26 protein-coding genes are annotated in these 26873 nt (G+C 56.8%); 18 read left to right on the top strand and 8 right to left on the bottom strand.

Features of this window, described 5'->3' with window-relative positions; all coding sequences use genetic code 11:
- Window positions 1-60: 60 nt before the first annotated feature.
- Window positions 61-2862 carry an autotransporter domain-containing protein gene (locus AB7E06_RS13560; RefSeq protein ID WP_427957298.1) on the top strand — a complete coding sequence of 934 codons (2802 nt, stop codon included), beginning with the start codon at window positions 61-63 and terminating at the stop codon, window positions 2860-2862.
- A gap of 246 nt (window positions 2863-3108) precedes the next feature.
- Complete coding sequence (locus AB7E06_RS13555; RefSeq protein WP_427957296.1) at window positions 3109-5919, top strand: autotransporter domain-containing protein; 2811 nt, start codon at window positions 3109-3111, stop codon at window positions 5917-5919.
- A 144-nt stretch (window positions 5920-6063) separates the two neighbouring features.
- Here AB7E06_RS13555 and AB7E06_RS13550 read toward each other — a convergent pair whose 3' ends face one another.
- The 7 genes from AB7E06_RS13550 to AB7E06_RS13520 form a co-directional block, all read right to left on the bottom strand.
- Window positions 6064-6615, bottom strand: coding sequence for an adenine phosphoribosyltransferase (locus AB7E06_RS13550; RefSeq protein ID WP_094197849.1), 552 nt, complete (start codon window positions 6613-6615; stop codon window positions 6064-6066).
- Window positions 6616-6785: 170 nt separating this feature from the next.
- Window positions 6786-8480 (bottom strand): thiol reductant ABC exporter subunit CydC, encoded by a 1695-nt coding sequence (gene cydC, locus AB7E06_RS13545; RefSeq protein WP_321352871.1) that lies wholly within the window; start codon window positions 8478-8480, stop codon window positions 6786-6788.
- Window positions 8477-10177 (bottom strand): thiol reductant ABC exporter subunit CydD, encoded by a 1701-nt coding sequence (gene cydD / locus AB7E06_RS13540; protein ID WP_427957293.1) that lies wholly within the window; start codon window positions 10175-10177, stop codon window positions 8477-8479. Before cydD ends, cydC begins: the two co-directional genes overlap by 4 nt.
- Window positions 10178-10318, bottom strand: coding sequence for a cytochrome bd-I oxidase subunit CydX (cydX, locus tag AB7E06_RS13535; protein ID WP_045929585.1), 141 nt, complete (start codon window positions 10316-10318; stop codon window positions 10178-10180).
- 14 nt (window positions 10319-10332) lie between these two features.
- On the bottom strand, window positions 10333-11484 hold the full coding sequence (gene cydB / locus AB7E06_RS13530) for a cytochrome d ubiquinol oxidase subunit II (protein ID WP_042486698.1): 1152 nt from the start codon (window positions 11482-11484) through the stop codon (window positions 10333-10335).
- A 15-nt stretch (window positions 11485-11499) separates the two neighbouring features.
- Entirely contained in the window at window positions 11500-13083 is a 1584-nt protein-coding gene (locus tag AB7E06_RS13525) for a cytochrome ubiquinol oxidase subunit I (protein WP_427957291.1), read from the bottom strand.
- On the bottom strand, window positions 13076-13642 hold the full coding sequence (locus AB7E06_RS13520) for a GbsR/MarR family transcriptional regulator (RefSeq protein ID WP_094197854.1): 567 nt from the start codon (window positions 13640-13642) through the stop codon (window positions 13076-13078). Before AB7E06_RS13520 ends, AB7E06_RS13525 begins: the two co-directional genes overlap by 8 nt.
- Before the next feature lie 157 nt (window positions 13643-13799).
- Between AB7E06_RS13520 and AB7E06_RS13515 the strand changes: the two genes are divergently transcribed.
- The 10 genes from AB7E06_RS13515 to AB7E06_RS13470 all read left to right on the top strand — a co-directional run bounded on the left by AB7E06_RS13515 (window position 13800) and on the right by AB7E06_RS13470 (window position 21599).
- Complete coding sequence (locus AB7E06_RS13515; protein WP_108728489.1) at window positions 13800-14789, top strand: KpsF/GutQ family sugar-phosphate isomerase; 990 nt, start codon at window positions 13800-13802, stop codon at window positions 14787-14789.
- Window positions 14790-14791: 2 nt separating this feature from the next.
- Window positions 14792-15397 carry a KdsC family phosphatase gene (locus AB7E06_RS13510; protein ID WP_427957288.1) on the top strand — a complete coding sequence of 202 codons (606 nt, stop codon included), beginning with the start codon at window positions 14792-14794 and terminating at the stop codon, window positions 15395-15397.
- Between the two features lie 2 nt (window positions 15398-15399).
- Entirely contained in the window at window positions 15400-16020 is a 621-nt protein-coding gene (lptC, locus tag AB7E06_RS13505; protein ID WP_376912657.1) for an LPS export ABC transporter periplasmic protein LptC, read from the top strand.
- Window positions 16017-16667 (top strand): lipopolysaccharide transport periplasmic protein LptA, encoded by a 651-nt coding sequence (lptA, locus tag AB7E06_RS13500; protein WP_427957286.1) that lies wholly within the window; start codon window positions 16017-16019, stop codon window positions 16665-16667. Before lptC ends, lptA begins: the two co-directional genes overlap by 4 nt.
- 18 nt (window positions 16668-16685) lie before the next feature.
- On the top strand, window positions 16686-17477 hold the full coding sequence (gene lptB, locus AB7E06_RS13495; protein WP_094197859.1) for an LPS export ABC transporter ATP-binding protein: 792 nt from the start codon (window positions 16686-16688) through the stop codon (window positions 17475-17477).
- A gap of 189 nt (window positions 17478-17666) precedes the next feature.
- Window positions 17667-17993 carry a ribosome hibernation-promoting factor, HPF/YfiA family gene (gene hpf / locus AB7E06_RS13490; RefSeq protein WP_009458652.1) on the top strand — a complete coding sequence of 109 codons (327 nt, stop codon included), beginning with the start codon at window positions 17667-17669 and terminating at the stop codon, window positions 17991-17993.
- Window positions 17994-18144: 151 nt separating this feature from the next.
- Window positions 18145-18645, top strand: a complete 501-nt coding sequence (locus AB7E06_RS13485) for a PTS sugar transporter subunit IIA (protein ID WP_162496918.1) — start codon at window positions 18145-18147, stop codon at window positions 18643-18645.
- Window positions 18617-19543 (top strand): HPr(Ser) kinase/phosphatase, encoded by a 927-nt coding sequence (gene hprK / locus AB7E06_RS13480; RefSeq protein ID WP_094197861.1) that lies wholly within the window; start codon window positions 18617-18619, stop codon window positions 19541-19543. The genes AB7E06_RS13485 and hprK overlap by 29 nt, the downstream gene beginning before the upstream one ends.
- Window positions 19544-19641: 98 nt before the next feature.
- Window positions 19642-20517, top strand: a complete 876-nt coding sequence (gene rapZ, locus AB7E06_RS13475; RefSeq protein WP_094197862.1) for an RNase adapter RapZ — start codon at window positions 19642-19644, stop codon at window positions 20515-20517.
- Window positions 20514-21599: a septal ring lytic transglycosylase RlpA family protein gene (locus AB7E06_RS13470; RefSeq protein ID WP_321268711.1), complete on the top strand. Its 1086-nt coding sequence runs from the start codon at window positions 20514-20516 to the stop codon at window positions 21597-21599. Before rapZ ends, AB7E06_RS13470 begins: the two co-directional genes overlap by 4 nt.
- A gap of 168 nt (window positions 21600-21767) precedes the next feature.
- Here the strand turns inward: AB7E06_RS13470 and rsmI are convergent, their stop codons facing one another.
- On the bottom strand, window positions 21768-22706 hold the full coding sequence (gene rsmI / locus AB7E06_RS13465; RefSeq protein WP_427957282.1) for a 16S rRNA (cytidine(1402)-2'-O)-methyltransferase: 939 nt from the start codon (window positions 22704-22706) through the stop codon (window positions 21768-21770).
- A gap of 34 nt (window positions 22707-22740) precedes the next feature.
- Here rsmI and AB7E06_RS13460 point away from each other — a divergent pair, with 34 nt between their 5' ends.
- The 6 genes from AB7E06_RS13460 to AB7E06_RS13435 all read left to right on the top strand — a co-directional run bounded on the left by AB7E06_RS13460 (window position 22741) and on the right by AB7E06_RS13435 (window position 26869).
- Window positions 22741-23199 (top strand): YraN family protein, encoded by a 459-nt coding sequence (locus AB7E06_RS13460; protein ID WP_094197865.1) that lies wholly within the window; start codon window positions 22741-22743, stop codon window positions 23197-23199.
- Window positions 23200-23387: 188 nt separating this feature from the next.
- Complete coding sequence (locus AB7E06_RS13455) at window positions 23388-23981, top strand: phosphoheptose isomerase (RefSeq protein WP_162496917.1); 594 nt, start codon at window positions 23388-23390, stop codon at window positions 23979-23981.
- Entirely contained in the window at window positions 23978-24667 is a 690-nt protein-coding gene (locus tag AB7E06_RS13450) for a BON domain-containing protein (protein WP_427957280.1), read from the top strand. The genes AB7E06_RS13455 and AB7E06_RS13450 overlap by 4 nt, the downstream gene beginning before the upstream one ends.
- Window positions 24664-25167: a peroxiredoxin family protein gene (locus AB7E06_RS13445; protein WP_125277969.1), complete on the top strand. Its 504-nt coding sequence runs from the start codon at window positions 24664-24666 to the stop codon at window positions 25165-25167. The genes AB7E06_RS13450 and AB7E06_RS13445 overlap by 4 nt, the downstream gene beginning before the upstream one ends.
- Window positions 25168-25243: 76 nt before the next feature.
- Window positions 25244-26140 carry an acetylglutamate kinase gene (gene argB, locus AB7E06_RS13440; RefSeq protein WP_009458643.1) on the top strand — a complete coding sequence of 299 codons (897 nt, stop codon included), beginning with the start codon at window positions 25244-25246 and terminating at the stop codon, window positions 26138-26140.
- Window positions 26141-26143: 3 nt separating this feature from the next.
- On the top strand, window positions 26144-26869 hold the full coding sequence (locus tag AB7E06_RS13435; RefSeq protein WP_108728487.1) for a pyrimidine 5'-nucleotidase: 726 nt from the start codon (window positions 26144-26146) through the stop codon (window positions 26867-26869).
- Window positions 26870-26873: the final 4 nt, after the last annotated feature.

The following is a 26873-nucleotide window of genomic DNA, read 5'->3' as shown; positions in this document are numbered from 1 at the left end:
ACAACACGACCTCACAACGAGTTGCCGCCACGCATAGAAAAACACCCTGGAGAGGAAGAGATGTCGAACAAGAGACGCAGCACCTATGTGCTGGTGCAAATGGCCTTATTGAGCCTGGTTTTGCCTGGCACCGCCCACGCGGAACCAGATAGCTCGCTGCAACAATGGCGGACTAAGGAATACAAACGTCAGCCTGGCCTGGACATGGTCAATGCCGCCAAAGCCTATTCGCTGGGCTTTACCGGCAAGGGCGTCACGGTCGGCTATCTGGACTCAGGCATTGAGGCCAAGCACCCTGAGTTTGCTCACGCTATTGCGGGGGGCTTTGACTTCAACACGAATACCGCCTACACCAACGGCCAAGGCATCGACTCCAACCCTCCGTCAGGCCACGGCAGCCACGTTGCAGGCATTATCGGCGCACGTCGTGACGGCGTTGGCATGCATGGTGTCGCGTTCAACAGTCAGCTTTTTTCCGTCGCTTACGACGGCACGGATGAGGACGACGACATGCTTGGCAATGATCCTTATGAACCAGACCCACGTGAAGCGGCCGCCGCCTTTGATCGCGTTGCCTCACAAGGCTGGAACTATTTGGCGCAGTTCAAGTTGCCCATCATCAACAGCAGCTTGGGAGTCAATGGCTGCAATAATGTCAGTTCCCCACCTCCGTGCAATGTCGTGGATTATGGCTCACCCGAAGGTGTGCTGGATTGGCAGCCGCTGGCTATCACCGCGTTTCACAACAGCGTAGCAGCAGGCTCTCTCATGGTATTTGCCACCGGCAATGAATCGCAGGACCACCCTGACCTGCTGGCTGGCTCTCCCTACTGGTTTCCTGAACTAAAAGATAACTGGCTGGCGGTTACGGCCCTGGGTGAGGATGGATCTTTAGCCTCCTATGCGAACAAATGCGGCGTGGCAGCCGAGTGGTGTCTGGCCGCCCCAGGGGGTGACGACAAGCCCGGAATCAATTCGGTCAATTCCTCGGGTGGCTATATCGCTTTTAGCGGCACCTCCATGGCCTCCCCGCATGTCGCGGGTGGAGCGGCTTTGGTGAAGGAGGCTTTCCCTTATTTCACCGCTTACCATTTGCAGCAAACCCTGCTGACTACCGCCACTGACATGGGCGACCCCAGCATTTACGGCTGGGGTTTAATGAACGTGGGTAAGGCCGTGCAAGGCCCCGCACAATTCACCCGTCTGTTCGATGTGGACACGCTGGGCTACCACTCCACCTTCGCCAATGACATCAGCGGTATCGGAGGGTTGCACAAGCGCGGTTACGGCTCTCTGGAGCTGAGCGGTAACAACAGCTATACCGGCGACACCACCGTCAGCGGAGGTCGTCTGGCCGTCAATGGCACGCTGGCCTCTGCCGTAACCGTCGAGCGTGAGGGAACGCTGGGTGGTTCCGGTACGGTCTCCAAGGTTGATAACTACGGCACCCTGGCTCCAGGCAACTCAGTTGGCACCCTGACCGTCAGCGGCGACTATACCGCCCATGCCGGTTCGGTGCATGAACTGGAAGTCGGCCCCGCAGGTGCGACCGATCGTCTGGTGGTTGGCGGTGCAACCCATATCGACGGCACCCTGAAACTGGCCGGTGGCCCCTTCCGCCAGAACGTGGCCTATTCCTTCATGGACGCAGCCAATGGAGTGACAGGTCAGTACAGCCACATTACGTACGACATGGCCTTCTTGTCGCCAACGCTGCTCTACGGCCACAGCCTGTCCTTGATGATCAAACGCAATGACACGCCGTTCGCTGCGTTTGCCAATACAAGTAACCAGAAAGCCGTGGCCAATGCCTTGGATACCGGCTCGGACCAACCGCCAGCCGCTATGGCTGAACTGTATGACACGGTGCTCAATGCACAATCCGGCAGCGTGGCAGGCTACATGGAGCAGCTACAAGGTCAGATCCATGCCGGCACCACCTCGGCGTTGCTCAGCAATGGCGACCTGCTGCCGCGCACCTTGGGCAAACAAGCCTCGAGCGCACGTAATACAACCGGCAAAGAGACCGTCCTGTGGGCTGAAGTCATCCATCAACAACGAGATCTGGACGGTGACGACAACAGCCAGGATGTACGCCATAAAGTGGGCGGCCTGTTCCTGGGTGGCGATACCGCTATTGGCGAACAAGGCTGGCGTATGGGTGCCTCCTTGGGCTATCTGGAAAACCGCATCAAGCTGGATGATCGTCGTCAGAGCTCGCGCAGCAATAGCTACAGCGCAGCCCTGTACGGGACGCAGGCTTGGGAGCTAGGTTCAGGCAGTCTGAATCTGTTGGCTGGTGGTGCTTACACCCGCCACAGCCTGGACAGCGAGCGCTCTATTTCCGTTCATCAGAACGAGACACTGAAAGCCGACTACAAAGCGCATAGCATCCAGGCCTTTGCCCAGTTGGGTTACCGCATGCCGGTCAGCCCTCGCTCCAGCGTGGAGCCTTATGCCAGCGTGAACTGGCATCAACTACGCCACGGCTCCTTCAGTGAATCGGGTGGCCAAGCCGCCTTGCGTGGCGACTCGCAACGCCAGAACCTGAGTACCGTCACATTGGGTCTGCGCGGCACCACGGAACTGGACCTGTCCAAAACCACCTTGTCCCTGAGCGCCGGTTTGGGCTGGCGTCACGCCCTAGGTGACACCACACCCGAGCGTGAACTGGCCTTTGCGGCTTTGCCCGGCAGCAGCTTCCGCGTAAGCGGCGCGCCTATCGCCAAGAATGCTGCTGTCGCCGAGCTGGGCGCCGAACTGAAAGCCGGCAAAAGCACCTCCTTTGGCTTGAACTACCAGGGACAGTTTGGCCGCAATCAGGATCATGCGGGCTCGCTGTTCATGAAGGTGCGTTTCTGATTTAAGGCCCCGAGGCGGGGTTGGCGTTCCGCCGATCCCGCGGCAGGCATAACAGACCGCCATCAAGAATCCCTGCGATGCGCGTGCATGACAGGGGCCCCACAAGAACACGATCTCGACAATACAGCAGCCCATAACTGCCGGATTAAACGGCTATGCCGTTAAATGACAGATGCCTTGAGAACCTCCACGGCAGGTTTTCACAACGAGTGGCCACCCTCCTTAGAAAATCCAAGTAGATAAGACATGTCGAACAAGAAACGCAACACCTCTATGTTGGTGCAGTTGGCTTTGTTAAGCCTGACTTTACCTGGCATCGTCCATGCCGATTCTGAGAGCTCACTGGAACAATGGCGCACTAAAGAATACAAGCGTCAACCCGGCCTGGACATGATCAATGCAGCCAAAGCCTATTCGCTGGGCTTTACCGGCAAAGGCGTCACGGTCGGTTATCTGGACTCGGGCATTCAGGCAGATCACCCTGAGTTTGCCGGCGCCATTGCTGGGGGCTTTGACTTTGCCAACAATACCCCCTACGCCAATGGCCAAGGAGTCGATACTCAGCCTCCTGCCGGACACGGGAGCCATGTTGCCGGAATCATTGGTGCGAGACGCGACGAAGCAGGCATGCACGGCGTCGCCTTCAATAGCCAGCTTTTTGCTGTTGCCTACGGCATCAATGCTGAGGACGATAACGACGATGATGATGCTGGTGGTGATGATGACGCTACCCCGACTCCAGACGATATAAGGGCCTTTCAAGATCGAATGCTCTCTAATGGCTGGAACTATCTCGCCCAGTTCAAGCTGCCTATTATTAATAGCAGTCTGGGGCTCAATGACTGCCGCGACTCATATGCCCCACCCTGCCATGTACTGGACTACGGCTCAGCTCAAGGCGCTCTAGATACGCAGCCTCTGATTATCCAGTCCTTTAAGAACAGCGTACAGGCCGGCTCCCTGATGGTATTTGCTACCGGCAATGAGTCTCAAGACCACCCTGATTTTCTGGCCGGCTCTCCCTACTGGTTTCCCGAACTGAAAGACAACTGGCTGGCCGTAACGGCAGTCGGGGAAGATGGTTCTTTGGCCGTCTACGCTAATAAATGTGGTGTTTCCGCCGAGTGGTGTTTGACCGCGCCAGGGGGAGAGTGGGCCCCTGGCATTAACTCCGTCAACTCGGATGGAGGCTATATTTATAAAAGCGGCACCTCCATGGCATCGCCACACGTGGCCGGAGCCGCAGCGTTAGTTAAAGAAGCCTACCCCTACTTCACCGCCTATCATCTGCAACAAACCCTGCTGACCACCGCAACCCCTCTGGGCGACCCCAGCACGTACGGCTGGGGTTTAATGAACGTGGGTAAGGCCGTGCAAGGCCCCGCACAATTTACCCGTCTGTTCGATGTGGACACGCTGGGCTACCACTCCACCTTCGCCAATGACATCAGCGGTATCGGAGGCTTGCACAAGCGCGGTTACGGCTCTTTGGAGCTGACGGGCAATAACAGCTATACCGGCGACACCACTGTCAGCGGTGGTCGTCTGGCCGTCAATGGCACGCTGGCGTCTGCCGTGACCGTTGAGCGTGAGGGAACGCTGGGGGGTTCCGGTACGGTCTCCAAGGTTGATAACTACGGCACCCTGGCTCCAGGCAACTCAGTTGGCACCCTGACCGTCAACGGCGACTACACCGCCCATGCCGGTTCGGTGCATGAACTGGAAGTTGGTCCTGCTGGTGCGACCGATCGTCTGGTGGTTGGCGGTGCAGCCCATATAGACGGCACCCTGAAACTGGCTGGTGGCCCCTTCCGCCAGAACGTGGCCTATTCCTTCATGGACGCAGCCAATGGGGTGACAGGTCAGTACAGCCACATTACGTACGACATGGCCTTCTTGTCGCCAACGCTGCTCTACGGCCCCAGCCTGTCCTTGATGATCAAACGCAATGACACGCCGTTCGCTGCGTTTGCCAATACAAGTAACCAGAAAGCCGTGGCCAATGCCTTGGATACCGGCTCGGACCAACCGCCAGCCGCTATGGCTGAACTGTATGACACGGTGCTCAATGCACAATCCGGCAGCGTGGCAGGCTACATGGAGCAGCTACAAGGTCAGATCCATGCCGGCACCACCTCGGCGCTGCTCAGCAATGGCGACCTGCTGCCGCGCACCTTGGGCAAACAAGCCTCAAGCGCACGTAATACAACCGGCAAAGAGACCGTCCTGTGGGCTGAAGTGATCCATCAACAACGAGATCTGGACGGTGACGACAACAGCCAGGATGTACGCCACAAAGTGGGCGGTCTATTCCTAGGCGGGGATACGGCTATCGGCGAGCAAGGCTGGCGTATAGGTGCCTCCTTGGGCTATCTGGAAAACCGCATCAAGCTGGATGATCGCCGTCAGACCTCGCGCAGCAATAGCTACAGCGCAGCCCTGTACGGGACGCAGGCTTGGGAGCTAGGTTCAGGTAGCCTGAATGTGCTGGCTGGTGGTGCTTACACACGCCACAGCCTGGACAGCGAACGCTCCATCTCCGTTCATCAATACGAAACGCTGAAGGCTGACTACAAGGCGCACAGCATTCAGGCCTTTGCCCAACTGGGTTACCGCATGCCAGTCAGCCCACGCGCCAGCGTAGAGCCTTATGCCAGCGTCAATTGGCACCAACTGCGTCACGGCTCCTTTAGCGAATCAGGCGGTCAGGCAGCATTGCAAGGTGACTCCCAGCGTCAGAACCTGAGCACGGTCACACTGGGGCTGAGGGGTACCACGGAACTGGATCTGTCCAAAACGACACTCTCCTTAAGTGCGGGCTTAGGCTGGCGTCATGCCCTGGGTGACACCACCCCCGAACGTGAACTGGCCTTTGCGGCTTTGCCCGGCAGCAGCTTCCGCGTAAGCGGCGCGCCTATCGCCAAGAATGCTGCTGTTGCCGAATTGGGCGCCGAGCTGAAAGCCGGCAAAAGCACCTCCTTCGGTCTGAACTACCAGGGTCAGTTTGGCCGCAATCAAGACCACGCAGGCTCCTTGTTCATGAAGGTCCGTTTCTAAATAACGCAGCAAAGCACGGGGCTGGCAGTATGTCAGCCCCGTACCCTATCAAGCAGACAGACATGAAAAACCCCTGCGATGCTCAAAAGGCATGGCAGGGACTCAGGCTAAAAAACCAAACCGGCACACGCCGGTTAATAGTAATTAGCGGTCAGATTCGTTAAAGCTACAGACGGTGTATACCGACAGGCCAGAATCCTTAACGGCTTGAGAACCACCCAACTCGGGCAGATCAATAATCGCAGCAGCTTCCACCACATTGGCACCTAGGCGCTGCAGCAAACGAGCCGCAGCCAGCAAAGTACCACCGGTTGCGATCAGGTCGTCGATCAGCAAGACACGCTGACCAGGGCGCACGGAGTCGGTGTGCATCTCGACGCTGGCATTGCCATATTCCAGGGAATACTCTTCGGCCACGGTATTGAAAGGCAGCTTGCCCTTTTTACGCACTGGCACAAAACCCAGGTTCAGCTCATAGGCCAGAACCGAACCCACGATAAAGCCGCGTGCATCCACACCCGCCACCAGATCCAGTTTTTGTCCCATGTAGCGATAGACAAATAAGTCAATCAACACCCGAAAGGAACGCGGGTCTTGCAAAACCGGGGTGATATCGCGGAAAGTCACCCCTGGCTTAGGCCAGTCCGGCACATTGCGAATGATTTGACGGATGTACTGGGTGGGATCAATTTGCATGTCAAAGCTTCTACAACAAAAAATCCGGACGCGAAGGGCGCTCTTGGATACGTTGCAAGTGTACACAATTGGGCAGCAGCAACAAGGGCTTACCCGGCTTGTGCCCGTCAGTTGTACTAATACGACGCGATTGGGGAAGAATCCCTGCAGACTTGACCCAAAGCGACCTTTTAGTTTGGCTCTAAAGTATTTACTAGAGTGCCGGATTGTCGCTGCAAACGACCCGCTTCAAACTGATAAACGCTATCGACCAAAGGCAGCAAACGGGTGTCATGTGTAGCCATAATCACGGTTTTTCCTCGCGCCGCAGCCAGAATATCCTGCATCAAAGCCTGACTGGTCGGGCCATCCAGACTGGCTGTAGGCTCGTCCAGAAACCAGATATGGGCGGGTGACAAAAGTACCCGTGCCAGACACAGGCGACGCTGTTGCCCCAAGGACAACTGCTGCCCCCCTTCACCCAACCAGGTATCCAGCCCTTGCGGTAAATCGCGTACCACACTGTCCAGTTGGGCATCGTGAAGAACCTGCCAGATTTGTTGCTCTGAAGCGGTCGGTTCAGCCAGCAAAAGATTATCGCGTACCGAGCCAAGAAACAGCGGCGAGTCCTGCGCCAGCAAAGCGCAATGATCAAACCAGCTAGCGCGGCTCCAGTCCTGGGCCGCTTCACCCTCTATCAGATACTGCTGGCCCGAGACTGGCAACAAGCGCATCAGCACGCCCAGCAAGGTGGACTTGCCCGAGCCGCTGGGCCCAAAAATGGCAATATGCTCTCCGGCTTGGACTTGCAGCGACAAGTGATCCAGCACCGGCTGCGAACCATAGGCAAAGCTCAAGTCCGTGATTTCCAAGCTGGCTGGTTTATCCAGCACAATGGCCTGCGCTTGCTCCTGATCGGTCTCTTCAGGCTCGTCCAGAATCGTCAGCAAACGATTGCTGGCCGCCTGCACCTCTCCCAGGCGAGATGCGCCGCGCATCATGGGGGCCATGATCTCAAACAAACCTAACAGAGCCAAAACCAAGCCTACCCATAAGGGGCCGCTCATCGCTTCCAAATTGACTTGCTGTGCTCCTACCAGCAGGCAGATCATCAGGGCCACACCCATCAAGACCTGCTGGGAAAACTGCCCGACAATACCCCAGCCATTGCTGCGCAAACGGGCTTGCCCCAGTTCCTGGCCAAGCTTGTCCACTTGTTCTTGCACGGCATCCGCAGCTGCAAACACCTGAATATCGGCATAGGCGCGGATCGCCTGATGCACCAGAACACGCTGGCGGTTCTCCAGTTGATGCACCTGCTGGGCTGCACGGCTGGCACCTCGGGCACAGATATACGGAATCAGACAAGCAGCAATTAGCAAGCAGGCCAAAATCAACCACGCCCACCAGGACAGCCAGGTTTGCAGCACCGCGCTAAATACCAGAGCTGCCACGACAGCAGTAGTCAGCGGCACCAAAATCAGCAGAAGGACCAGATCCAGCACAGCAACGTCGGAAGTCAAGCTTGAAGCCAGTTCCCCATCCCGGAACTGGGCCAGGCGCGACTGACTGAACCGGCTCAATCGTCCAAAAACCAGGCTACGAATACGTACCTGCAGATCCAGGGTCAGGGCATGTCCAACCACTCGCTCCAAATAGCGTGAGGCGATACGCCAGAAAGACAGGCCACGAATCATGGCCGAAGGACCGAACAGGTTGAATACGATACCCATAGCGGCCAGGAAGGCGCTGCTCAGGAACCAGCCCGCTACTCCCAGAAGGCCCACACCCGCCGCTACTGTGCTGATCGCCAACAGAACCGTAAACAATACGGCACCACGTCGTGCGCGCAGGCTGGAGCCTAAAAGACGAAACCACGCTTTCATGTCGTCAGAACTCCTTGGGCGATGTGCAGTTGATTCGAGCACATTGCCGCCAGCTCCTGGTCATGCGTGGCTACGACCAGACAGCGTCCCTGACAAAAACGCAGAATATTGTGCATAACGCGATCCCGTGTCGCCGCATCCAGGCGGGAACTAGGTTCGTCCAGCAAAACCACATGCGGATCGGTCAAAAACAGGCGGGCCAATGCCAGGCGCTGAATCTGCCCACCGGAAAGACCAAATCCACCCTCACCCAGAGCCGTTTGCAAACCATCAGGCAAAGCGCGCACGAACTCGGCTGCACAGGCTTGTTCCAAGGCTTGCCACAACTGATCATCACTAGCTTGAGGGGCAGCCAGACGCAGGCCGTCAGCAATCGTACCCATGGCTAAAAAAGCCTGCTGGGAAATCAGCACAACCCCATCATGGCGCGTCAGCAGGCGCCCGGCCGTATCACTATTACGCAGCAGAATTTCGCCCTGTGCCAAAGGGCGCAAACCAATCAGGCTTTCCAGCAAACTGGTCTTGCCCGAACCACTGGCCCCCAGCACCGCGTAAGACTGATTGATATAGAGTTGCAGACCGGGCACTTCCAACAAGGTCCCCTGCCCGCCCAACTGTGGCAAATGCAGCTGCCGCAGCACCAAGACCGGCAAATTCGGAAAAACAGTTTTAACGTCTGCACTGGTAGGAGCAGCAGGAATCAAGTCTTGTCCCAGGTTCGCCCACAGTCTGTCGACCTCTACCGCAGCGGCACGTGCCGCCGCCCGGTCGTGATAATTGGCGGCTAATTGGCGCAAGGGCTGGTAAGCCTCTGGAGCCAGGAGCAAACAGAACAACCCCTGCTGCAAGCTGACACCGGCAAAAGACTCACCCAGATAGCCCAGATAACCCAAACCGATATAAACAGCGATCCCAGCCACACCCAATGCCGCAAAAAACTCCAGCACAGCCGATGACAAGAACGCGATGCGTAGCACTTTCATGGTGCGTGTGCGTAGCTCCTGACTAGCCAGCTCCACACGCTGCAGCTCGTCCTGTCCGCGCCCCATCAGGCTCAAGGTAAAAATTCCGCGCAGACGGTCGGCAAAAAAGCCGGACAGGCGCAAGGTTGTTTGTTGTTGCTCCCGGCTGGCGGCCTCCGCCCCCCAGCCGACCAGGGCCATGAATAAAGGAATCAGAGGCGTGCTCAACAAAAGAATCAAGGAAACAATGCCATCGACCGGCAAGACTGCCAGCACCAGTGCCAAAGGCACCAGTGCGGCGGCCGCCATGCAAGGGATATAGCGCGTCACAAAGCCGTCCAGAGCTTCGACTTGCGTGATCAAACTGGTAGAAAGCTCGCCGCTATTGCTGGCCCGCAAACGGGGTACGGTGCTGCGGAACAAGCGGGCAAACAACTCGGAGCGCTGTCCTTGTTTCAGCTGTTCCGAAACCTTCTGCGCACGCCGCTCACCCAACGCGGAAATGGCGGCGCGCAGCAGCAAGAGTGCAGCCACCATCAAGATAGAGAAAAGCTGCCCTGTCCAGGGCAGGCCATCGACCACAATTGCCTGCACAATCTTTGCCAGCAACCAGGCCTGGGGAATCAGTAAAGCGCCCGCCAGCACCGGCGCCAGCATGGAGGCCCGCAAAGCCGTGCGGGCGCGGCTGGAGAACTGCCCCAGCCATTGTTGCGCCGTTGGACTTTGCGGTGTCAATCAGACCTCGATATCGGCATTGGCTTTGGAAGAGGCCGCGTTCTGCAAAGCCGTGTTCTCACGCAGCTCGAACCACATCGCATTCAGGATGGAGAATGCGCAGGCAAGACCCAAACCTAAAACCCAAGAGAAGTACCACATATGCGCTGGCCTCCTTAGTAAGAATGAGAAGAATCTTTCATGCTGGCAACCGACACCTTGCCACGCATTACGCTGTACACCCAGGAGGTATAGAGCACGATGATGGGCAAGAACACCAGTGTCACCAGCAGCATGATCCACAAGGTCAGATGACTGGCCGAGGCATCAAACAAGGTCAGGCTGGAGCCTGGGTTCAAGGACGAAGGCAAGAGGAAAGGGAAGACCGCAAAGCCAAAGGTCAGAATGATGCCGGCCAGCGCCAGGGAAGAGAACAGCAGGGCCAGCAGACCACGGCCACGGCCAGCCAGCAATGCACCCAGCAGCAGACCTGCGAAACCGACAATGGGCGCCGCCCACAATGCAGGCCAGGTCCGGTAGTTGGCCAGCCAGGCGCCTTCCACCATCTCGACCGTCTTGCCAATAGGGTTGGACATGGCATGAGCCACCTCAGGCCAGGGCATGCTGTAGCCATTCATGGCGCTAATCCACCAGCCACCGGCAGCAAAAGCCACGATGGACAGCAGCCCCAAAGGCATGGCCCAGGCACGCGCACGGCGAGCCACATGATCACTACCTTTCCAGGCCACCACCACCGCGCCCTGGAATGCCAGCATCAAGACACTGAGCAAACCGCACAGAATGGCAAAGGGCTGGAACAGACCAAAGAAATTGCCTTGGTACATCGGACGCAGTGTAGTTTCGTCAAAGCCGAATGGAACGCCCAGCATGACGTTGCCAATAGCGACCCCGAATACCAGGGCACAAACCAGACCGGAAGCAGTCCAGATCGCGTCCCAGTTGCGACGCCAGCGTGACGAGCTGAGCTTGCTGCGGTACTTGATGGCAACCGGGCGCACGATCAAGGCCACCAACAGCAGCATCATGGCCAGGTAAAAGCCCGAGAAAGCCATGGCATACAACAGGGGCCAGGCCGCAAAAGCGACCCCACCGGCCACGATCAGCCAGACCTGGTTACCTTCCCAGACCGGGCCAATCACGTTGTACAGCGTGCGCCGTTCGTCATCGCTGCGGGCAACCAGTGGCAACACCATGGCCACACCCAGGTCTGCCCCGTCCATGATGGCAAAGGCAGCCAGCAGCACGCCCAGCAGCAACCACCAGACGATGCGCAAGGTGTCGTAATCGAGAAGAATCAAATTTTCCATGATGGTTCCCCCTCCTTAACCGCGCAGCAACGGAGCGTTGCGCGAACCATAAGACAAAGCGGAAGGTGTGACGGTCTCGCCAGCCTCGTCCGGACCTTTGCGAATCGAATGCAGCATGACCTTGATGCCAATCACCGCCAGGGTGCTGTAGAGCAAGAGGAAGATGGCCATACTGATCATCAAGTCCACAAAGGACAGGCCGGAAGCGGCATAGTAAGTCGGCAAGACGCCTTCAATCGCCCAGGGCTGACGTCCGAATTCGGCCACAAACCAGCCGCACTCAATCGCAATCCAAGGCAGGGGAATGCTCCAGACCGCCGCTTTGAGCAGGCGCGGGTGACGTTGCAGTCGGTCACGCGATGCCAACACAAAAGCCACGCCAAAGAACAGGATGAAGTACAGCCCCAGCGCCACCATCACACGGAAGCTCCAGAACAGGGGCGCAACTTGTGGCACCGTATCCCAGGCAGCCTGGGCGATGGTCTCGGTATCGGCTTTGGTGATGTCGTCCGTATAACGCTTGAGCAGCAAGGCGTAGCCCAGGTCTTTCCAGTTATTGTCAAAGACGCGGCGGGCCTCGATATTGCTGTCATCAGCGCGCACCAGCTGCAGTGCCTCGTAAGCGCGCAAGCCATTGGCAATGCGGATCTTGGCATGTTCGACCAGCTCATTAATACCCAGCATAGGGGTACTGACTGAACGCGTCCCGATCAAGCCCATTACCCACGGAATTTCCACGGCAAAGCGGTTCTCACGGGCTTCCTGATCAGGCCAGGCCAGGAGATTGAAACTGGCCGGTGCTTCCTCGGTTTCCCACATGGACTCCATGGCCGCAATCTTCATTTGCTGGTGTTCAGTGGTGAGATAACCGCTTTCATCACCCAGCACCACCACGGACAGGGACGCCGCCAAGCCAAAACTGGCCGCTACCGTCATCGAGCGCTTGGCCAGATCTATATGGCGACCACGCAGCAGGTACCAGGCACTGATGCCCATGACGAACATGGCACCGAGCACATAACCGGCACTGACAGTATGAACAACTTTGGCTTGTGCGACAGGATTGAGAATGACCTCGGCAAAGTCGGTCATTTCCATACGCATCGTGTGGGGGTTGAAGATGGCGCCGACCGGGTTCTGCATCCAGCCATTGGCGACCAGAATCCACAAGGCCGACAGATTGGTGCCGATGGCAACGAGCCAGGTAACGATCAGGTGTCCCAGTTTGGAGAGGCGATCCCAGCCGAAAAAGAACAGGCCGACAAAGGTTGCTTCCAAGAAAAAAGCCATCAATCCTTCAATGGCAAGTGGCGCTCCGAAAATATCACCGACATAGTGACTGTAATAGGCCCAGTTCATGCCGAACTGGAACTCCATCACAATCCCGGTGGCAACACCCAAGGCAAAGTTAATGCCAAAGAGCACGCCCCAGAACTTGGTCATGCGGCGCCAGATGGCTTTACCCGTCATGACATAGACGCTTTCCATAATGGCCAGCAAAAAAGACAGGCCCAGCGTCAAGGGAACAAATAAAAAGTGAAACATCGCGGTGGAAGCAAACTGCAACCGCGATAAGGTAACAACATCCAGATCAATCATGACGATCCCCAGTTTGATCAGCTTTGCGAATCTTTCCGGCGAAACCCAGCACTTTCTGAACTTTGCTACCTAAACGCATCAGATTTTGCAGGGTCTCGGGCGGTAAGTGATGAACCTCGTCAAACCAACCACAAGCCAACTCGATCAATTCCAGCATTTCATTAATGCGTTGCTGCCCATATGCTTCTTCGTCATTGACGGGAGCTTCCATAAGGATACTTCGCAATAAGGTCAATGTGGGATCAATCTCGCGCTTGCGCTTTTCTTCCACCAGAGTACGAAAAATATCCCAAACATCATTGGGAGATTCAAAGTATTCACGGCGCTCGCCGATCTTGTGCGTCATATTGACCAGTCGCCAGGACTGCAATTCGCGCAAGCTCATGCTGACATTGGAACGGGAGATGCCAAGCGTTTCAGCGATCTCGTCGGCGTGGAGGGCTTCGGGGGAAATGAACAGCAAGGCATAGATCTGGCCCACCGTTCGGTTGACCCCCCAGCGCCCGCCCATCTCCCCGAAGTGCAGAACAAAACGCTCTGCCTGTGGTCCTAAATTCATGGCTTCCTGAATTTTCAGTAATTACTGAAATTACAAAACAAGACGTATCTTAACCCTAAACTAATCTGTCTGCCACTGGTCCAAGGGCATCTGGCCTTACAATTTGCCTCCTGCAAATCAGCATGCCAAGCACACACTTCACGTTTACAATTTCGCCATGAATACATCGGCACTTTTAGATCCTGCACATATCCTTTCTTCAGCACAACGCACCTTCGCCATTGAAGTTGACGCGTTACAAGCGCTGGGCGGACGTCTGGACCAAAGTTTTGTAGAAGCCACCAAGCTGCTGGTGCACTGCCAGGGTCGCGTGGTGGTGACGGGCATCGGCAAGTCCGGCCATGTGGCACGCAAGATCGCCGCTACGCTGGCCTCAACCGGCACCCCCGCTTTTTTCATGCACGCTGCCGAAGCCCTGCACGGTGATTTGGGCATGATTACCAAGCAGGATGTAGTGATTGCCATCTCCTACTCCGGCCAGGCCCAGGAGCTGGTCACGGTGCTGACTGTGCTGCGTCGCATGGGAGCCAAGCTGATTGCCATTACCGGCAACGCCCAATCCGAACTGGCGCAAAATGCTGACCTGCATCTGGACGCACATGTGGAGCACGAAGCCTGCCCACTCAACCTGGCTCCTACGGCCAGCACCACGGCCGCTTTAGTATTAGGCGATGCACTGGCCGTTGCCTGCCTGGAAGCACGTGGCTTTAGCCGTGAAGACTTCGCTCGCTCCCACCCCGGTGGCGCGCTGGGTCGTCAATTACTGACGTTTGTGCGCGACATCATGCGCAGCGGCGAACAATTGCCCATTGTTTCCCCCGAGACCCTGGTTCCCGATGCCCTGATAGAAATGTCCAGCAAAGGCATGGGCATGACCATTGTCACTGACTCGCAAGGCCATCCCGTGGGGATGTTCACTGATGGCGACTTGCGCCGCCTGATTGCACGCGCGGGCGACATACGCAAGCTGCCCGTGTCCGAAGGCATGTCACGCGAACCGCGCAGCATTGCTGCCGACGCCCTGGCCATTGAAGCGGCCGAGCAAATGGATGCCTTGCGTATCAGCCAAATGCTGGTATTGGACACAAACGGGCTACTATTGGGAGCTCTGCACATGCACGACCTGTTGGCTGCAAAGGTAATCTGATCATGATGAATACGCCCACCATCCCGCTCCACCCCGCTGAAGCTCAAATCCTGGCCAAGTTGCCCGAGAACATACGCAGCCAATTACGTCAGCTGCGCATGATGGTATTTGACGTGGACGGTGTGCTGACCGACGGACGCCTGTGGTACAGCGCTAACGGCGAGGAATTCAAGAGCTTTCACGCTCTGGACGGCCACGGTTTGCGCATGCTGGGGGAAAGTGGCATTCATGTAGCCCTGATTACCGGACGCGAAAGCGGTATCGTGTCACGTCGCGCTGCCGAGCTGGGCATTCCTTTTGTCCATCAGGGCGTACGTGACAAGATTGCTATCCTGACCCAACTGGCCCAGGAAAACGGCATATCTTTAAGCGAAATGGGTTATATGGGCGACGATTTGATCGATTTACCGGCCATGCAACGCGTGGGCTTCTCCGCCAGCGTGCCTGAAGCCCCCTTCTATATCAGTCAAATTGCCAGTTGGGTGGCCACGCAGCCTGCCGGCCACGGTGCCGTGCGCGAATGCTGTGATGCCATCCTGGCCTCCCAAGGTCGCCTTGCCCCCTTTATTACAGGTGGTCCCTTGAAGACCACGGGAGTCATTCAGTAATCATGCGTGACCGTCTACCCACCGTCATTTCCCTGTTGTTGCTGGCCATGCTGGTGGTGGCAACATTGTGGGCGGTCGACTACACCCAACGCTCGGTTGCCATTGATCCGCCGCGCCGTGTTACCCACGAGCCCGATTCCTGGGCGCGCAACTTCACCATGATCAGCTCTGACCAAACCGGGATGGCCATCAGCAGGCTGGACGGCAAGATTGCCTACCACTACCCGGATGACGACTCGCACGACATTACCTCCCCGCGTGCAGTCAGCAACCGAGCGAACTCGCCGCTGACCATTGCCACCTCCGACACCGCACATATGAATGCAGGTGGAGATGTGATCACGATGAAAGGCAATGCCCACATCCACCGCCTGGCCACACCCGAGGACGAGGCCATGGATGTGCGCAGCGAAGTACTGATCATCCTGCCTGAAGAGGATGTGGTCTACACCAACGAACCTGCATTGGTCGTCAACGGCCAGTCCACCATGCGCGGTACCGGGATGCGTTACGATAATCGCGTTCGCCAATTGAACGTCATGTCGGAATCCGACGTTAAAATCTCGGGCCAACAAACACAAAAAGCGCGTTCTTCCAATAGCTCTAAGGATTCCCCTCCATGACCACGCCTGACAGCGCCCGCCTGAGCCACAAGCCCATGCTCTCTTTTAGCCTTTTGCGTGGTGCTTTGGCCCTGTGCCTGAGCACTGCAACCCTGGCTTTGCTGCCCACGGCCCCAGCTCTGGCACAAGCAGCGGCCTCTGCTGCTGCCGAACCGGACACCTCCGTGCTGTCCGACACCCTGACGTACGACGATATTGCCAAGCAGACGATCTACAAAGGCAATATCATCCTGACCCGTGGCGCCATGACCTTAATGGCAGACCAATTGGCCATCGAGCAAGATGCGGAAGGATTCCAGCATGGCACGGCCACGGTCAGCGAGCGCGCCCGCGTCACCATTCGACAGGAAGCCCCGGCCAAATTTGAATTGATGGTCGCCGAAGGTGTCCGAGCTATTTACAACGGTAAAACCGAAGAGGTCGAACTGATTGGCAAGGCTGTCGTCAACCGTTATGTTTGCGGCAAGTTGCAAGACTCCGTCCAGGGCCAACGCATTATCTATCGCCAAAAAGATGGCACGTACCAGGCCTTTGGTGGCTCGGACTCCGCCACCCGGGATGGCCGGGTTCGCTCCGTGGCCCGCCCACGCGCCAATGCCGACGCTGCTCTGGCCGAATGCCAACGCAAGTCTTCCCCCCGCAAATAGTCCGGACACCTCTGAATTATGGTTGCTCCTAACAACCCGTCTACCCCTACCCGCGCCAGCCACTCAACCAAAGGCAGCCTGATTGCACAGGGCCTGCGCAAAACCTACGGCAAACGTACGGTCGTGCAGGATGTTTCTCTGAACGTGGAAAGTGGTGAAGTCGTCGGCCTGCTAGGCCCGAACGGGGCTGGCAAAACCACCAGCTTCTATATGATTGTGGGCATTGTGCCCGCCGATGCAGGTCGCATTGAAATTGATGGCACGCCCATTACCGCCATGCCCATGCACAAGCGGGCAAGGCTGGGCCTGTCCTATCTGCCTCAGGATGCCTCCGTCTTTCGCCGCCTGACGGTCGAAGAAAACATCCGCGCCGTGCTGGAGCTGCAACTGGACGATAACGGTCGCAGCATCAGCAAGAACGATATCAACGAGCGCCTGGAAACCCTGATTAGCGAATTACAAATTGCACACATCCGACAAAATACCGCCCTATCCCTGTCTGGTGGCGAGCGCCGCCGCGTAGAAATTGCCCGCGCGCTCGCCAGCAACCCCCGTTTTATTCTGCTGGACGAACCTTTTGCCGGGGTGGACCCGATCGCCGTGATCGAAATTCAGCGCATTGTGCAGTTTCTAAAAGGTCGCAATATCGGCGTGCTGATTACCGACCATAACGTGCGCGAAACCTTGGGCATCTGCGACCGCGCCTACATCATCAGCGAAGGCACAGTACTGACAAGCGGGCACCCATCCGAGATCATCGACAACGAAGCCGTGCGCAAGGTTTATCTGGGATCGAACTTCCGAATGTAAGCCGATTTTTGGCCCTGTAACGGGGCCAATCAAAACAAGGGTTATCCAGCACATCACAGATTGATTCAGGTCATGTTATCTGACCCACATATAGGTATACTGGAATATCCAGGATCAGTAGTAAGGAGGCTAAAGACGATCAACCTTCCCCTTCTTGAACACGTTGTTTGACTACTACGGAGAGCCTATATGAGCCTTAATATCACTGGCCGTAATCTTGACATAACTCCTGCCATTCGCGACTACGTCAAAAGCAAAATTGGTCGAATTGAAAAACATTTCGATAACGTAGTTGACTCGCAGGTTATGCTTTCCATTGAACGTCTGAAGCACAATGCCGAAGTAACCGTCCGCGTTCCCGGCAAAGATATACACTGCGCCTCTTCAGACGAAAACTTGTATGCTGCTATCGATCTGCTGGCCGATAAAATCGACCGCCAGATTCTGAAATACAAGGAAAAGGCAAACAGCCATGCGCATGAGCCCGCCAAGCGGCTCGAAGTTCCGGCAGCCTGATCTGGCCGAACTGTTACAGCAGGGATAACCTGCCAACAAACCCCGTACTTTCAAAAGTTCGGGGTTTTGTGTTTCTTGGCACAGTGTCCGCCTGTTGTTAGCCATCCAAAAAAAGTTTAGCTAAAAAACATTCCCCCCTATAATGGCCGTCATGAATCTCTTGTCGCGTATTTTGCCTTTGTCCAACGTGGTTCTGGATCTTGCTGTTACCAGCAAGAAGCGCGCTTTTGAACAAGCCGGATTGATTTTCGAGAACCATCACGGCATTGCTCGGACAGCCGTTTTCCATAGCCTGATCGCGCGTGAGCGTCTGGGCTCCACAGCGCTTGGCCACGATGTCGCCGTCCCGCATGGTCGCATCAAGGATCTGAAAGAGCCTTGTGCCGTTTTCATGCGCTTGGCCGAGCCGGTACGCTTTGACGCCAGCGACGGCCGTACCGCCAGCCTGCTATTCTTTTTGCTGGTTCCCGAAACGGCGACTCAAATCCACCTGGACCTGCTGGCCGAGATCGCCCGTTTGATGGCCGATCAGGACATCCGCCAGGCGCTTGCTCAGGAAACGGACCCTGTTCAAATTCATCAGATCCTGACCCAGACCCCTGATCTCAACGCGGAACATCCCGATGCTGACAGTTCAAGAACTGGTCAATGACAATAACGACAAGCTCGAGGTAAGCTGGGCAGCCGGAAAACACGCTGCTCAACGCCCTATCCCCGATCTTGGCGCCTCTGCGGCAGACCTGGTCGGTCACTTGAACTTGATCCACCCTGGCCGCATTCAAGTTTTCGGCCCTGAAGAACTCTCTTTCTACCACCGCTTTGATATCAAGCGTCGCCTGCATCATCTGGATGATCTCAGGCAAGGTGGGGTTCCCGCCCTGTTCATTGCCAACGATGCCGTTGCACCCGATGACTTGATCCAGTTTTGCGAAGATCAAGGGATCCCGCTACTCTACACCCCTATCGATGCGGCACAGCTGATTGATCTGCTACGCATCTATCTAGGCAAACGTCTGGCCCCAAAAATCACCATGCACGGCGTGTTCATGGATGTCCTGGGTCTGGGGGTACTGATCACTGGCGAGTCCGGTCTGGGCAAAAGCGAATTAGCGCTAGAGCTGATCTCCCGCGGCCACGGGCTGGTCGCAGACGATGCGGTTGAGCTCTCACGCACCGCACCCAACATGATCGACGGACAATGCCCACCCCTGCTGCAAAACCTGCTAGAGGTACGTGGCTTGGGTTTGCTGGACATTCGCACCATTTTCGGCGAAACCTCCGTTCGTCGTAGAATGAAGCTTAAACTAATTGTGCACCTGGTTCGTTCCAACCCCGACAGCTTCGAGCGTCTGCCTACTCAAGACCAGACCCAGGAAGTACTAGGGGTCGATATCAAACGCGTCATGCTTCAAGTGGCCGCCGGCCGAAATCTGGCCGTGCTGGTAGAGGCCGCCGTGCGCAACACCATTCTCGCCTTCCGCGGCATTGATACCATGGGCGACTTCATCGAACGCCAGGCATTGGCTATCATGAATAGTCGCGAAGACTAGGCACCTAAGGGTCTGTTAGCATTAAACGGCCCTGACGGCTTTGTCCTGTTTCACCTAACCGTTGCCCCTCGGACAACGACTCGGAGTCCTTTGCCACGATGCTGAAAGTTGTATTGATTACCGGCATATCCGGTTCGGGAAAATCAGTTGCCTTGCGCCTGCTGGAAGATACCGGCTATCTGTGCATCGACAACTTGCCACCCCGATTTCTGGCCGAATTTGTCGAACGCTCTGCTGAGCAAGGGCTCGAGCGACTTGCCGTTGCCATTGACGTGCGCGGCGCTGGTGATCTGGACATCCTTCCCGGCGTTATCAGCAAACTGAACGAAGAAGGCTACGCCCTGCGCGTGCTGTTTTTGAACGCCAACGATCACACCCTGATGCAGCGGTACTCGGAGTCGCGCCGCCGCCACCCACTGACAGACCGTTTACGTCAGGATGGCCGCTCGCCTTCCTTGCAGGAGTGCATTGAAGCCGAACGTGAAATGACCGCCCCTTTGCGTGAACTGGGCCACATCATCGACACCTCCGACCTGACCCCGGGTCAGTTGCGTGCCTGGATACGCGATCTGGTACAGGCTGATCGCGCCAGTGTCGTGTTGACTTTCGAATCCTTTGCCTACAAGCGTGGCGTACCGGGCGATGCAGACCTGGTTTTCGACGTGCGCTGCCTGCCAAACCCCCACTACGACCCGGAACTGCGCCCCATGACGGGCCGCGATGAGCCAGTTGCAAAATGGCTGGCCCAGTTCGGCTCTGTAGAAACCATGGTGGATGATATTGCGGGCTTTGTACGCCGCTGGTTGCCTTTGTATATGCAAGACACCCGCAATTACCTGACGGTCGCCATTGGCTGCACGGGCGGGCAACATCGCTCCGTGTACGTTACTGAACAACTGGCGCTGCGCTTTGCTGATTACGCCCCTTTGCTGGTACGCCATCGCAATCAACCTCCCATCAATCCCGTGCCATGAGCCATCCGACCTTACTGAAATTAGGTGCAGCCTTGGGCATCTTGGCCCTATTGGCTGGATGCACCTCCAGCCCAAAGCGCGCCAAAACCAAACCAGGGGCTACGGTTTCAGCACCGCGCGGAGGGGGGTATTACAAAGATGACGGCCCCCACGATCGAATACCCGTCAATCTGCAGGCCACCCCCGACGCCGTTCCCCGAATAGAACCTATCGCCCGCAGCAATACCCGTCCCTACACCGTGCTCGGCAAAAGCTTTGTTCCACACAAATCACACAAAGCCTTTACCCAGACCGGCACAGCTTCTTGGTACGGGCGCAAGTTCCACGGCAAGAAAACCGCCAATGGCGAAACCTACGATATGTACGCCATGACAGCGGCACATCCCACCTTGCCTATTCCCAGCTACGCCCGTGTCACCCGCCCTAAAACCGGCAAATCGGTGATTGTGCGCATTAACGACCGCGGGCCCTTCCACAGCTCACGCATCATCGACTTATCCTATGTTGCCGCCGCCAAGCTGGATCTAATTGCGCCCGGCAGTGGCACCGTGATGGTGGAATCCATCACTCAGGAAGAAATTCGTAGTGGCAGTTTTAGTCGTGAACAGGTCAATGTCGTTGAAGCACCCGCTGCCCGCACGGCGCCGGCTCCCGCAGCGCCCAAATCCAGTCTGACCATCACCGAAACACTGGAGCCCACCCCTGACGCCCTGGCTGCTCTGCCCCCGGAAGAATTGACTGTTGAGCTGGACGATACACCCAGCTGGAGCAGCGATGCGAACGATCAGCAACTGATCGTGCAGTCTTCACCCACAACTGCCAGCAAACCCCTGGCCCCGTCTGGTCAGAACCGGGTCTATCTGCAATTCGGTGCTTTCTCCGCACGCGAAAACGCCGCCGCATTGGCGCAGCAACTGAACCGCCAGATTTCGCCAGTGGAGTACCGAGACGCCCAAGTTCAGATGCACAACGATTTGTACCGCGTGCAAATTGGTCCGTATCAAAACCGGACCGAGGCTATCAATGCCGCTTACCGCATCCAACAAAAAACCGGCTTGAGCCCCTCGGTCGCCGTCCGCTAAGCCACACCCAGCCCACCACAACATCCCCTTCATGAACGGCAGCCCAAAAGTTGGACATTGATCCACGCTTTGGGGTGTTTTTCATGGAGAAATACGATAGCCAGTTCAAGCTGTCCGTTGTTCATCGTGATCTATCGGAGCAGCATGAAGGCCTGAAACCCGGTCATCCTAGTCCTTGGGCGAATTGGCCAAACCCCAGGCATACAGAACATCACGAGCAATTCCGGTCGCCTGGCTGGCGATCCGGGCAGCGTCACGCAGCGAGACCTGTTCCAGCAACGCCTTCATCCAACGCTCTGTAGTGGCATCCAGCGCAGGCGCATCCTCGTCCACTTCTCGCACCGCATCATGCAAAATAAGAACAAACTCGCCCTGCTCTCGATGGCTGTCTTCATCTAGCCAGGCCAAGGCCTGCCCCAAAGGCACGGTATGAATCTGCTCGAAACGCTTGCTCAGTTCACGTGCAAACGTCAGCTCACGCTCCGGCCCACACACCTCTTGCATATCACGCAAACTGGCTCGCAAACGGTGAGGGGACTCAAACGTCAATACCGGCATACCCAGGCTGGACCAATGCTGTAGCCACTTGCGACGCGCCACCGTTTTAGGCGGCATGAAACCGGCGAAGGCAAAAGCGGGGTTCTCATCGCTGGTCGCGCCACTGCCCATCAAGGCGGTAATAACAGCCGATGCTCCGGGCAGCGGTACTACCTGAAAACCTGCCTCGCGCACCGAGCGCACTACGCGGGCACCAGGATCGCTGACAGCGGGCGCGCCTGCATCCGACACCAAAGCCACTCGTTGCCCTTGCTCCAGACGCTCGATAATGGCTTGAGCCGCCTGCGCCTCGTTATGACGATGTGCAGCCATCAAGGGCGTTTGTATGCCCCAAGCCTGCAAAAAAGGACGCGTAGCCCGCGTATCCTCTGCCGCAATAATGTCGCACAGTTCCAGCGCCTGCCAGCCGCGCAGGCTAAGGTCTCCCATATTGCCAATGGGCGTGGCCACTACGTACAGGCAAGACTGCGGCCAGACCTGGCCTTGCACCTTGTCCATCATGCTTTGCCAGACGCCGGCATTCCCTGTTCGGTTTTCGGTATCGCTCATGCTCGATCCTGCTTGTTCATCTTCATGTGTTCCTATGAATCCCTTTGAATACGCTCGCCAGGCTCAAAACCGGCAATTGCGGCGCAGGCGGCGTAGTCGTCCTGCCGCCAGAAAGGAAAAACCACTGCGTTCGTCCAGCCAGGAAAGCGGCGATCAGGCCGAACAACGAGCCTGCGATCATGTCACCGCCCACGGCGCCCGCGTTCTGGCTCGTCAACTGGGTACTCGCTTTGGGGAAATTGACCTGGTTCTGTGGCACCAGAATCATCTTGTCTTTCTGGAAGTGCGCCAACGCAATCACAAGGGCTACGGAGGGGCGCTTGCCAGTGTAAACCGGGACAAGCAACGGCGCTTGATCCTGACAGCACAACAATGGCTGCCAACGCTATGCCAGCGCTATTTCCAGGGCAAGCTGCCCGCTTGCCGTTTTGACGTCATTGCCATTGAAGACGACACCCTGACCTGGATTCACAATGCCTTTGAGCAAAGCTAAGTCACGGGACAGCGGCCTGGCCTTCGTGAAACTCTCCGGCAGGCACACAGTCTCATACAGAAAAACACCAACTACAGCCTCCTGATTCGGCCTGCTTACAGCATCTGGTTTCAATACCGTGGCGTTTTTTTCAACATGACACGATCTGCCTGCCCCACAGGGAAATTCTCCGTGCGATAATGCGCGCTATGGACCTTATCGCCTTAATGACTTCGCATTTCGACGATTCCGTCGATACTCTCAAAGCCAGCACACGCGAACTGGCCGAACCTTTGGCCGCCGCTGTAGAGCTATTGTTTGCCACCTTGGCCAACGACGGCAAGATTCTGGCTTGCGGAAACGGCGGATCAGCAGCCGATGCCCAGCACTTTATTGCAGAGCTGGTGGGCCGCTTTGAGCGCGACCGTTTGCCCTTGGCTGGCATTGCCTTGAATACCGACACCTCTATCATGACGGCAGTGGGTAATGACTATGGCTTTGACAGTATCTTTGAACGCCAGGTCAGCGCCTTGGGCCAGACTGGCGATATTCTGGTCGCCATCTCAACCAGCGGCAATTCGCCAAACGTCATCCGTGCCATTGAGGCAGCTCGCGAACGCGATATGGTCATTATTGCCTTGACCGGTAAAGGCGGCGGACAAATCGCTGAGTTGCTCTCGGATACCGACATCCATCTGTGCGTACCGCACGATCGAACCATGCGCATTCAGGAAGTACATATTGTTCTGTTGCACGCCATGTGCGATGGCATTGATGCGCTGCTGCTCGGAGATCCACTATGAAACACCGTTTGATTATGGCCGCCTTACTGGCCAGCACCACCCTGACCGGTTGCGGTCTGCTGGTAGTGGGCGGCGCCGCTGCCACAACCGCCGTTGTCGCTACCGACCGCCGTACCACGGGCGAACAAGTCGAAGACAAAGCTATTGTCATGAAAGCGGGCGCAGAAACACGCCGCCTGCTGGAAAACAAGGAAGGCCGCATCAACACAACGTCTTACGCTGGAGTGGCCCTGCTGACCGGTGATGTCCCCACCCAGGCGGACAAGGAAGAAGCCGCCCGTCTGGTGTCCAAAGTCGATAAAGTGACACGCGTGGTCAACGAACTGCGTGTCGGCGAACCAACCCCGCTGAGCGTACGCTCGAACGACTCGTGGATCACCACCCGCGTCAGCACGGCTTTACTGAACGCCAAAGACGTACCCAGTCGCACGATTTCCACCACCACCGAGCGCGGCGTGGTCTACCTGCTGGGCCGTGTCACACGCGAAGAAGGTGAGCGTGCTGCGATTGCCGCCTCCAGCGTGCCTGGCGTGAACAAAGTCGCCAAGCTCTTCGATTACATTAGCGCTGAAAGCCTGGCGCAGCCCTTGAGCACCAATACACAGCCAAGCACCAGCTCTGGCACAGAGGCCTCTGAAACGGCCCCTGCACCCGCCTCTTCTGTAGAAGTTATGCCCGTCCAATGAAAAAAGTAGTCATCATTGCCTTTGTTGTGGCCATCGCCGTGGGCCTGGGCGTCTGGACCATGTCCGGTGGCAGCTCCAAGGCCAGCGCTCCCGATGTCGCCTTTACCGACCTGAATGGCAAGCACTTTGAAACCAAAGACTTGCAGGGCAAAGTCGTCCTGGTGAAATTCTGGGCCACGGACTGCACCACCTGTGTGGCGCAAATGCCCGACAACATCGAGAACTTCAATGCCTTGTCCAGTAAAGGCTTTGATATTGTGGCTGTGGCCATGAAGCACGACCCCATTAATTACGTGCGCAACTTCACCCAATCCCGCCAACTGCCGTTCACGGTTGTCCATGACGACAAGGGCGAAATCGCCAAGGCTTTTGGGGATGTCCGTCTGACTCCTACTGCCTTTTTACTCGACAAACAGGGCCACATCATCAAACGCTACCTGGGTAACTACGACAAGCAGGAATTCATTGCCACCGTCGAAAAAGCCCTGGCCAGCAGCTAAAAACCTGTTTCTGCCCCCAGCCACATAACCCCGGGTACCAGCAGTGGACCCGGGTTTTCTTCAAGTGAGCGCATCAATGAGCACCACAGATTCGCAGAATTACTCCTCGACCGTCAAAGCAGAAGTTTTGTCCGAGGCCCTGCCTTATATTCGTCGTTTCCACGGCAAGACCGTTGTCATCAAATACGGTGGCAATGCCATGACAGAAGAAGCGTTGCAGCGCAGCTTTGCCCATGACGTCGTCTTGCTCAAGCTGGTTGGCCTGAACCCCGTTGTGGTGCACGGTGGCGGTCCCCAGATCAATGACGCTCTCAAGCGGGTGGGCAAAGAAGGTACCTTCATTCAAGGCATGCGCGTCACCGATGCAGAAACCATGGAAGTGGTGGAGTGGGTGCTAGGCGGGCAAGTACAGCAAGACATCGTGATGATGATCAATGAAGCCGGTGGCAAGGCCGTAGGTCTGACCGGTAAAGACGGCGGTATGATTCGCGTCACCAAGAAAATGCTGCCTGATGCCGAGCATCCTGGCGAGCTGCTGGACATTGGCTTTGTGGGCGATATTGAAAGCATCCAGCCTGAAGTAGTCAAAGCATTGCAGGACGATCAGTTCATCCCTGTGATCTCATCCATTGGTTACGGCGAGGACGGCCAAGCCTACAACATCAATGCCGACGTGGTGGCCGGCAAGATGGCTGAAGTGCTTAGCGCTGAAAAACTGGTCATGCTGACCAACACCCCCGGTGTGCTGGACAAGGCTGGTCAACTGTTGCGCCGTCTGTCGGCCCAGACCATTGATGAACTGTTTGCTGATGGCACGATCTCCGGCGGCATGCTGCCCAAAATCTCTTCAGCCCTGGATGCGGCGCGCAATGGCGTCAACTCCGTACATGTCATCGACGGCCGTGTCCCCCACTGCCTGTTGCTGGAAATCCTGACTGACCGTGGTGTTGGCACCATGATCAGCTCGCACTAATCCGTGCGCGCTCCTATCCGTGCCCATTCCTGGGCACGGCCTTTGTCAGCCTGCCAGCCAGATGAAACCATCTGGCTGTTTGATCTGGATAACACCCTGCACAATGCCTCCAAAGGCATTTTCCAGGCGATTGATGGGCGCATGCGCATCGGCGTGGCGCAAACGCTGGGTGTGAATATGGACGAGGCCGACCGCTTGCGTCTGGAATACTGGAAGCGGTACGGCGCCACCATGATTGGTCTGCAACGTCATCATGGAGCAGATCCGGCCACTTTCCTGAAACACGCTCACGACTTTGATGTACCGTCTCTGATCAGTGCTGAACCCGGTCTGGCCCATCAATTGCGTCGTCTACCGGGCTATAAGCTGCTGCTGACCAACGCACCGCTGGAGTACGCACAGCGTGTCTTGAAAGCCTTGAATCTACTGCCCGTTTTTGATGGGTTGTGGGCTATTGAGCATATGCAGCTACAAGGCCGCTATCGACCCAAGCCCTCCCAGGCGCTGATGAAACAGGCACTGGCCGTGCTGAAATCCCAGGCCCGTGACATCGTGTTGGTCGAAGATACGCTACGCAATCTGAAAAGTGCCCGCCAGCTAGGGATGCAAACCATCCATATCTATAACGCGGGCACCCCGTTCAGCGCTCTGTATCATGGACGCAGCCCATATGTAGACCATCGCATCAACCGCATCGCGCAACTGGTCAAGAACTGGCCACGCCTCTGAGGTG

It is taken from the genome of Alcaligenes sp., assembly GCF_050255915.1.
Taxonomy (GTDB): Bacteria; Pseudomonadota; Gammaproteobacteria; order Burkholderiales; family Burkholderiaceae_B; genus Alcaligenes; species Alcaligenes aquatilis.
The sequence above is the reverse complement of the archived record's forward strand: the minus strand, read 5'-3'. Positions and strand labels throughout refer to the sequence as shown.

Excerpts from the sequence above, each read along its gene's own strand:
- AB7E06_RS13560 (WP_427957298.1), top strand. The coding sequence starts at position 61 with ATGTCGAACAAGAGACGCAGCACCTATGTGCTGGTGCAAATGGCCTTA.
- AB7E06_RS13555 (WP_427957296.1), top strand. The coding sequence starts at position 3,109 with ATGTCGAACAAGAAACGCAACACCTCTATGTTGGTGCAGTTGGCTTTG.
- AB7E06_RS13550 (WP_094197849.1), bottom strand. The coding sequence starts at position 6,615 with ATGCAAATTGATCCCACCCAGTACATCCGTCAAATCATTCGCAATGTG.
- cydC (WP_321352871.1), bottom strand. The coding sequence starts at position 8,480 with ATGAAAGCGTGGTTTCGTCTTTTAGGCTCCAGCCTGCGCGCACGACGT.
- cydX (WP_045929585.1), bottom strand. The coding sequence starts at position 10,318 with ATGTGGTACTTCTCTTGGGTTTTAGGTTTGGGTCTTGCCTGCGCATTC.
- cydB (WP_042486698.1), bottom strand. The coding sequence starts at position 11,484 with ATGGAAAATTTGATTCTTCTCGATTACGACACCTTGCGCATCGTCTGG.
- AB7E06_RS13525 (WP_427957291.1), bottom strand. The coding sequence starts at position 13,083 with ATGATTGATCTGGATGTTGTTACCTTATCGCGGTTGCAGTTTGCTTCC.
- AB7E06_RS13520 (WP_094197854.1), bottom strand. The coding sequence starts at position 13,642 with ATGAATTTAGGACCACAGGCAGAGCGTTTTGTTCTGCACTTCGGGGAG.
- AB7E06_RS13515 (WP_108728489.1), top strand. The coding sequence starts at position 13,800 with ATGAATACATCGGCACTTTTAGATCCTGCACATATCCTTTCTTCAGCA.
- AB7E06_RS13510 (WP_427957288.1), top strand. The coding sequence starts at position 14,792 with ATGATGAATACGCCCACCATCCCGCTCCACCCCGCTGAAGCTCAAATC.
- lptC (WP_376912657.1), top strand. The coding sequence starts at position 15,400 with ATGCGTGACCGTCTACCCACCGTCATTTCCCTGTTGTTGCTGGCCATG.
- lptA (WP_427957286.1), top strand. The coding sequence starts at position 16,017 with ATGACCACGCCTGACAGCGCCCGCCTGAGCCACAAGCCCATGCTCTCT.
- lptB (WP_094197859.1), top strand. The coding sequence starts at position 16,686 with ATGGTTGCTCCTAACAACCCGTCTACCCCTACCCGCGCCAGCCACTCA.
- hpf (WP_009458652.1), top strand. The coding sequence starts at position 17,667 with ATGAGCCTTAATATCACTGGCCGTAATCTTGACATAACTCCTGCCATT.
- AB7E06_RS13485 (WP_162496918.1), top strand. The coding sequence starts at position 18,145 with ATGAATCTCTTGTCGCGTATTTTGCCTTTGTCCAACGTGGTTCTGGAT.
- hprK (WP_094197861.1), top strand. The coding sequence starts at position 18,617 with ATGCTGACAGTTCAAGAACTGGTCAATGACAATAACGACAAGCTCGAG.
- rapZ (WP_094197862.1), top strand. The coding sequence starts at position 19,642 with ATGCTGAAAGTTGTATTGATTACCGGCATATCCGGTTCGGGAAAATCA.
- AB7E06_RS13470 (WP_321268711.1), top strand. The coding sequence starts at position 20,514 with ATGAGCCATCCGACCTTACTGAAATTAGGTGCAGCCTTGGGCATCTTG.
- rsmI (WP_427957282.1), bottom strand. The coding sequence starts at position 22,706 with ATGAGCGATACCGAAAACCGAACAGGGAATGCCGGCGTCTGGCAAAGC.
- AB7E06_RS13460 (WP_094197865.1), top strand. The coding sequence starts at position 22,741 with ATGAATCCCTTTGAATACGCTCGCCAGGCTCAAAACCGGCAATTGCGG.
- AB7E06_RS13455 (WP_162496917.1), top strand. The coding sequence starts at position 23,388 with ATGGACCTTATCGCCTTAATGACTTCGCATTTCGACGATTCCGTCGAT.
- AB7E06_RS13450 (WP_427957280.1), top strand. The coding sequence starts at position 23,978 with ATGAAACACCGTTTGATTATGGCCGCCTTACTGGCCAGCACCACCCTG.
- AB7E06_RS13445 (WP_125277969.1), top strand. The coding sequence starts at position 24,664 with ATGAAAAAAGTAGTCATCATTGCCTTTGTTGTGGCCATCGCCGTGGGC.
- argB (WP_009458643.1), top strand. The coding sequence starts at position 25,244 with ATGAGCACCACAGATTCGCAGAATTACTCCTCGACCGTCAAAGCAGAA.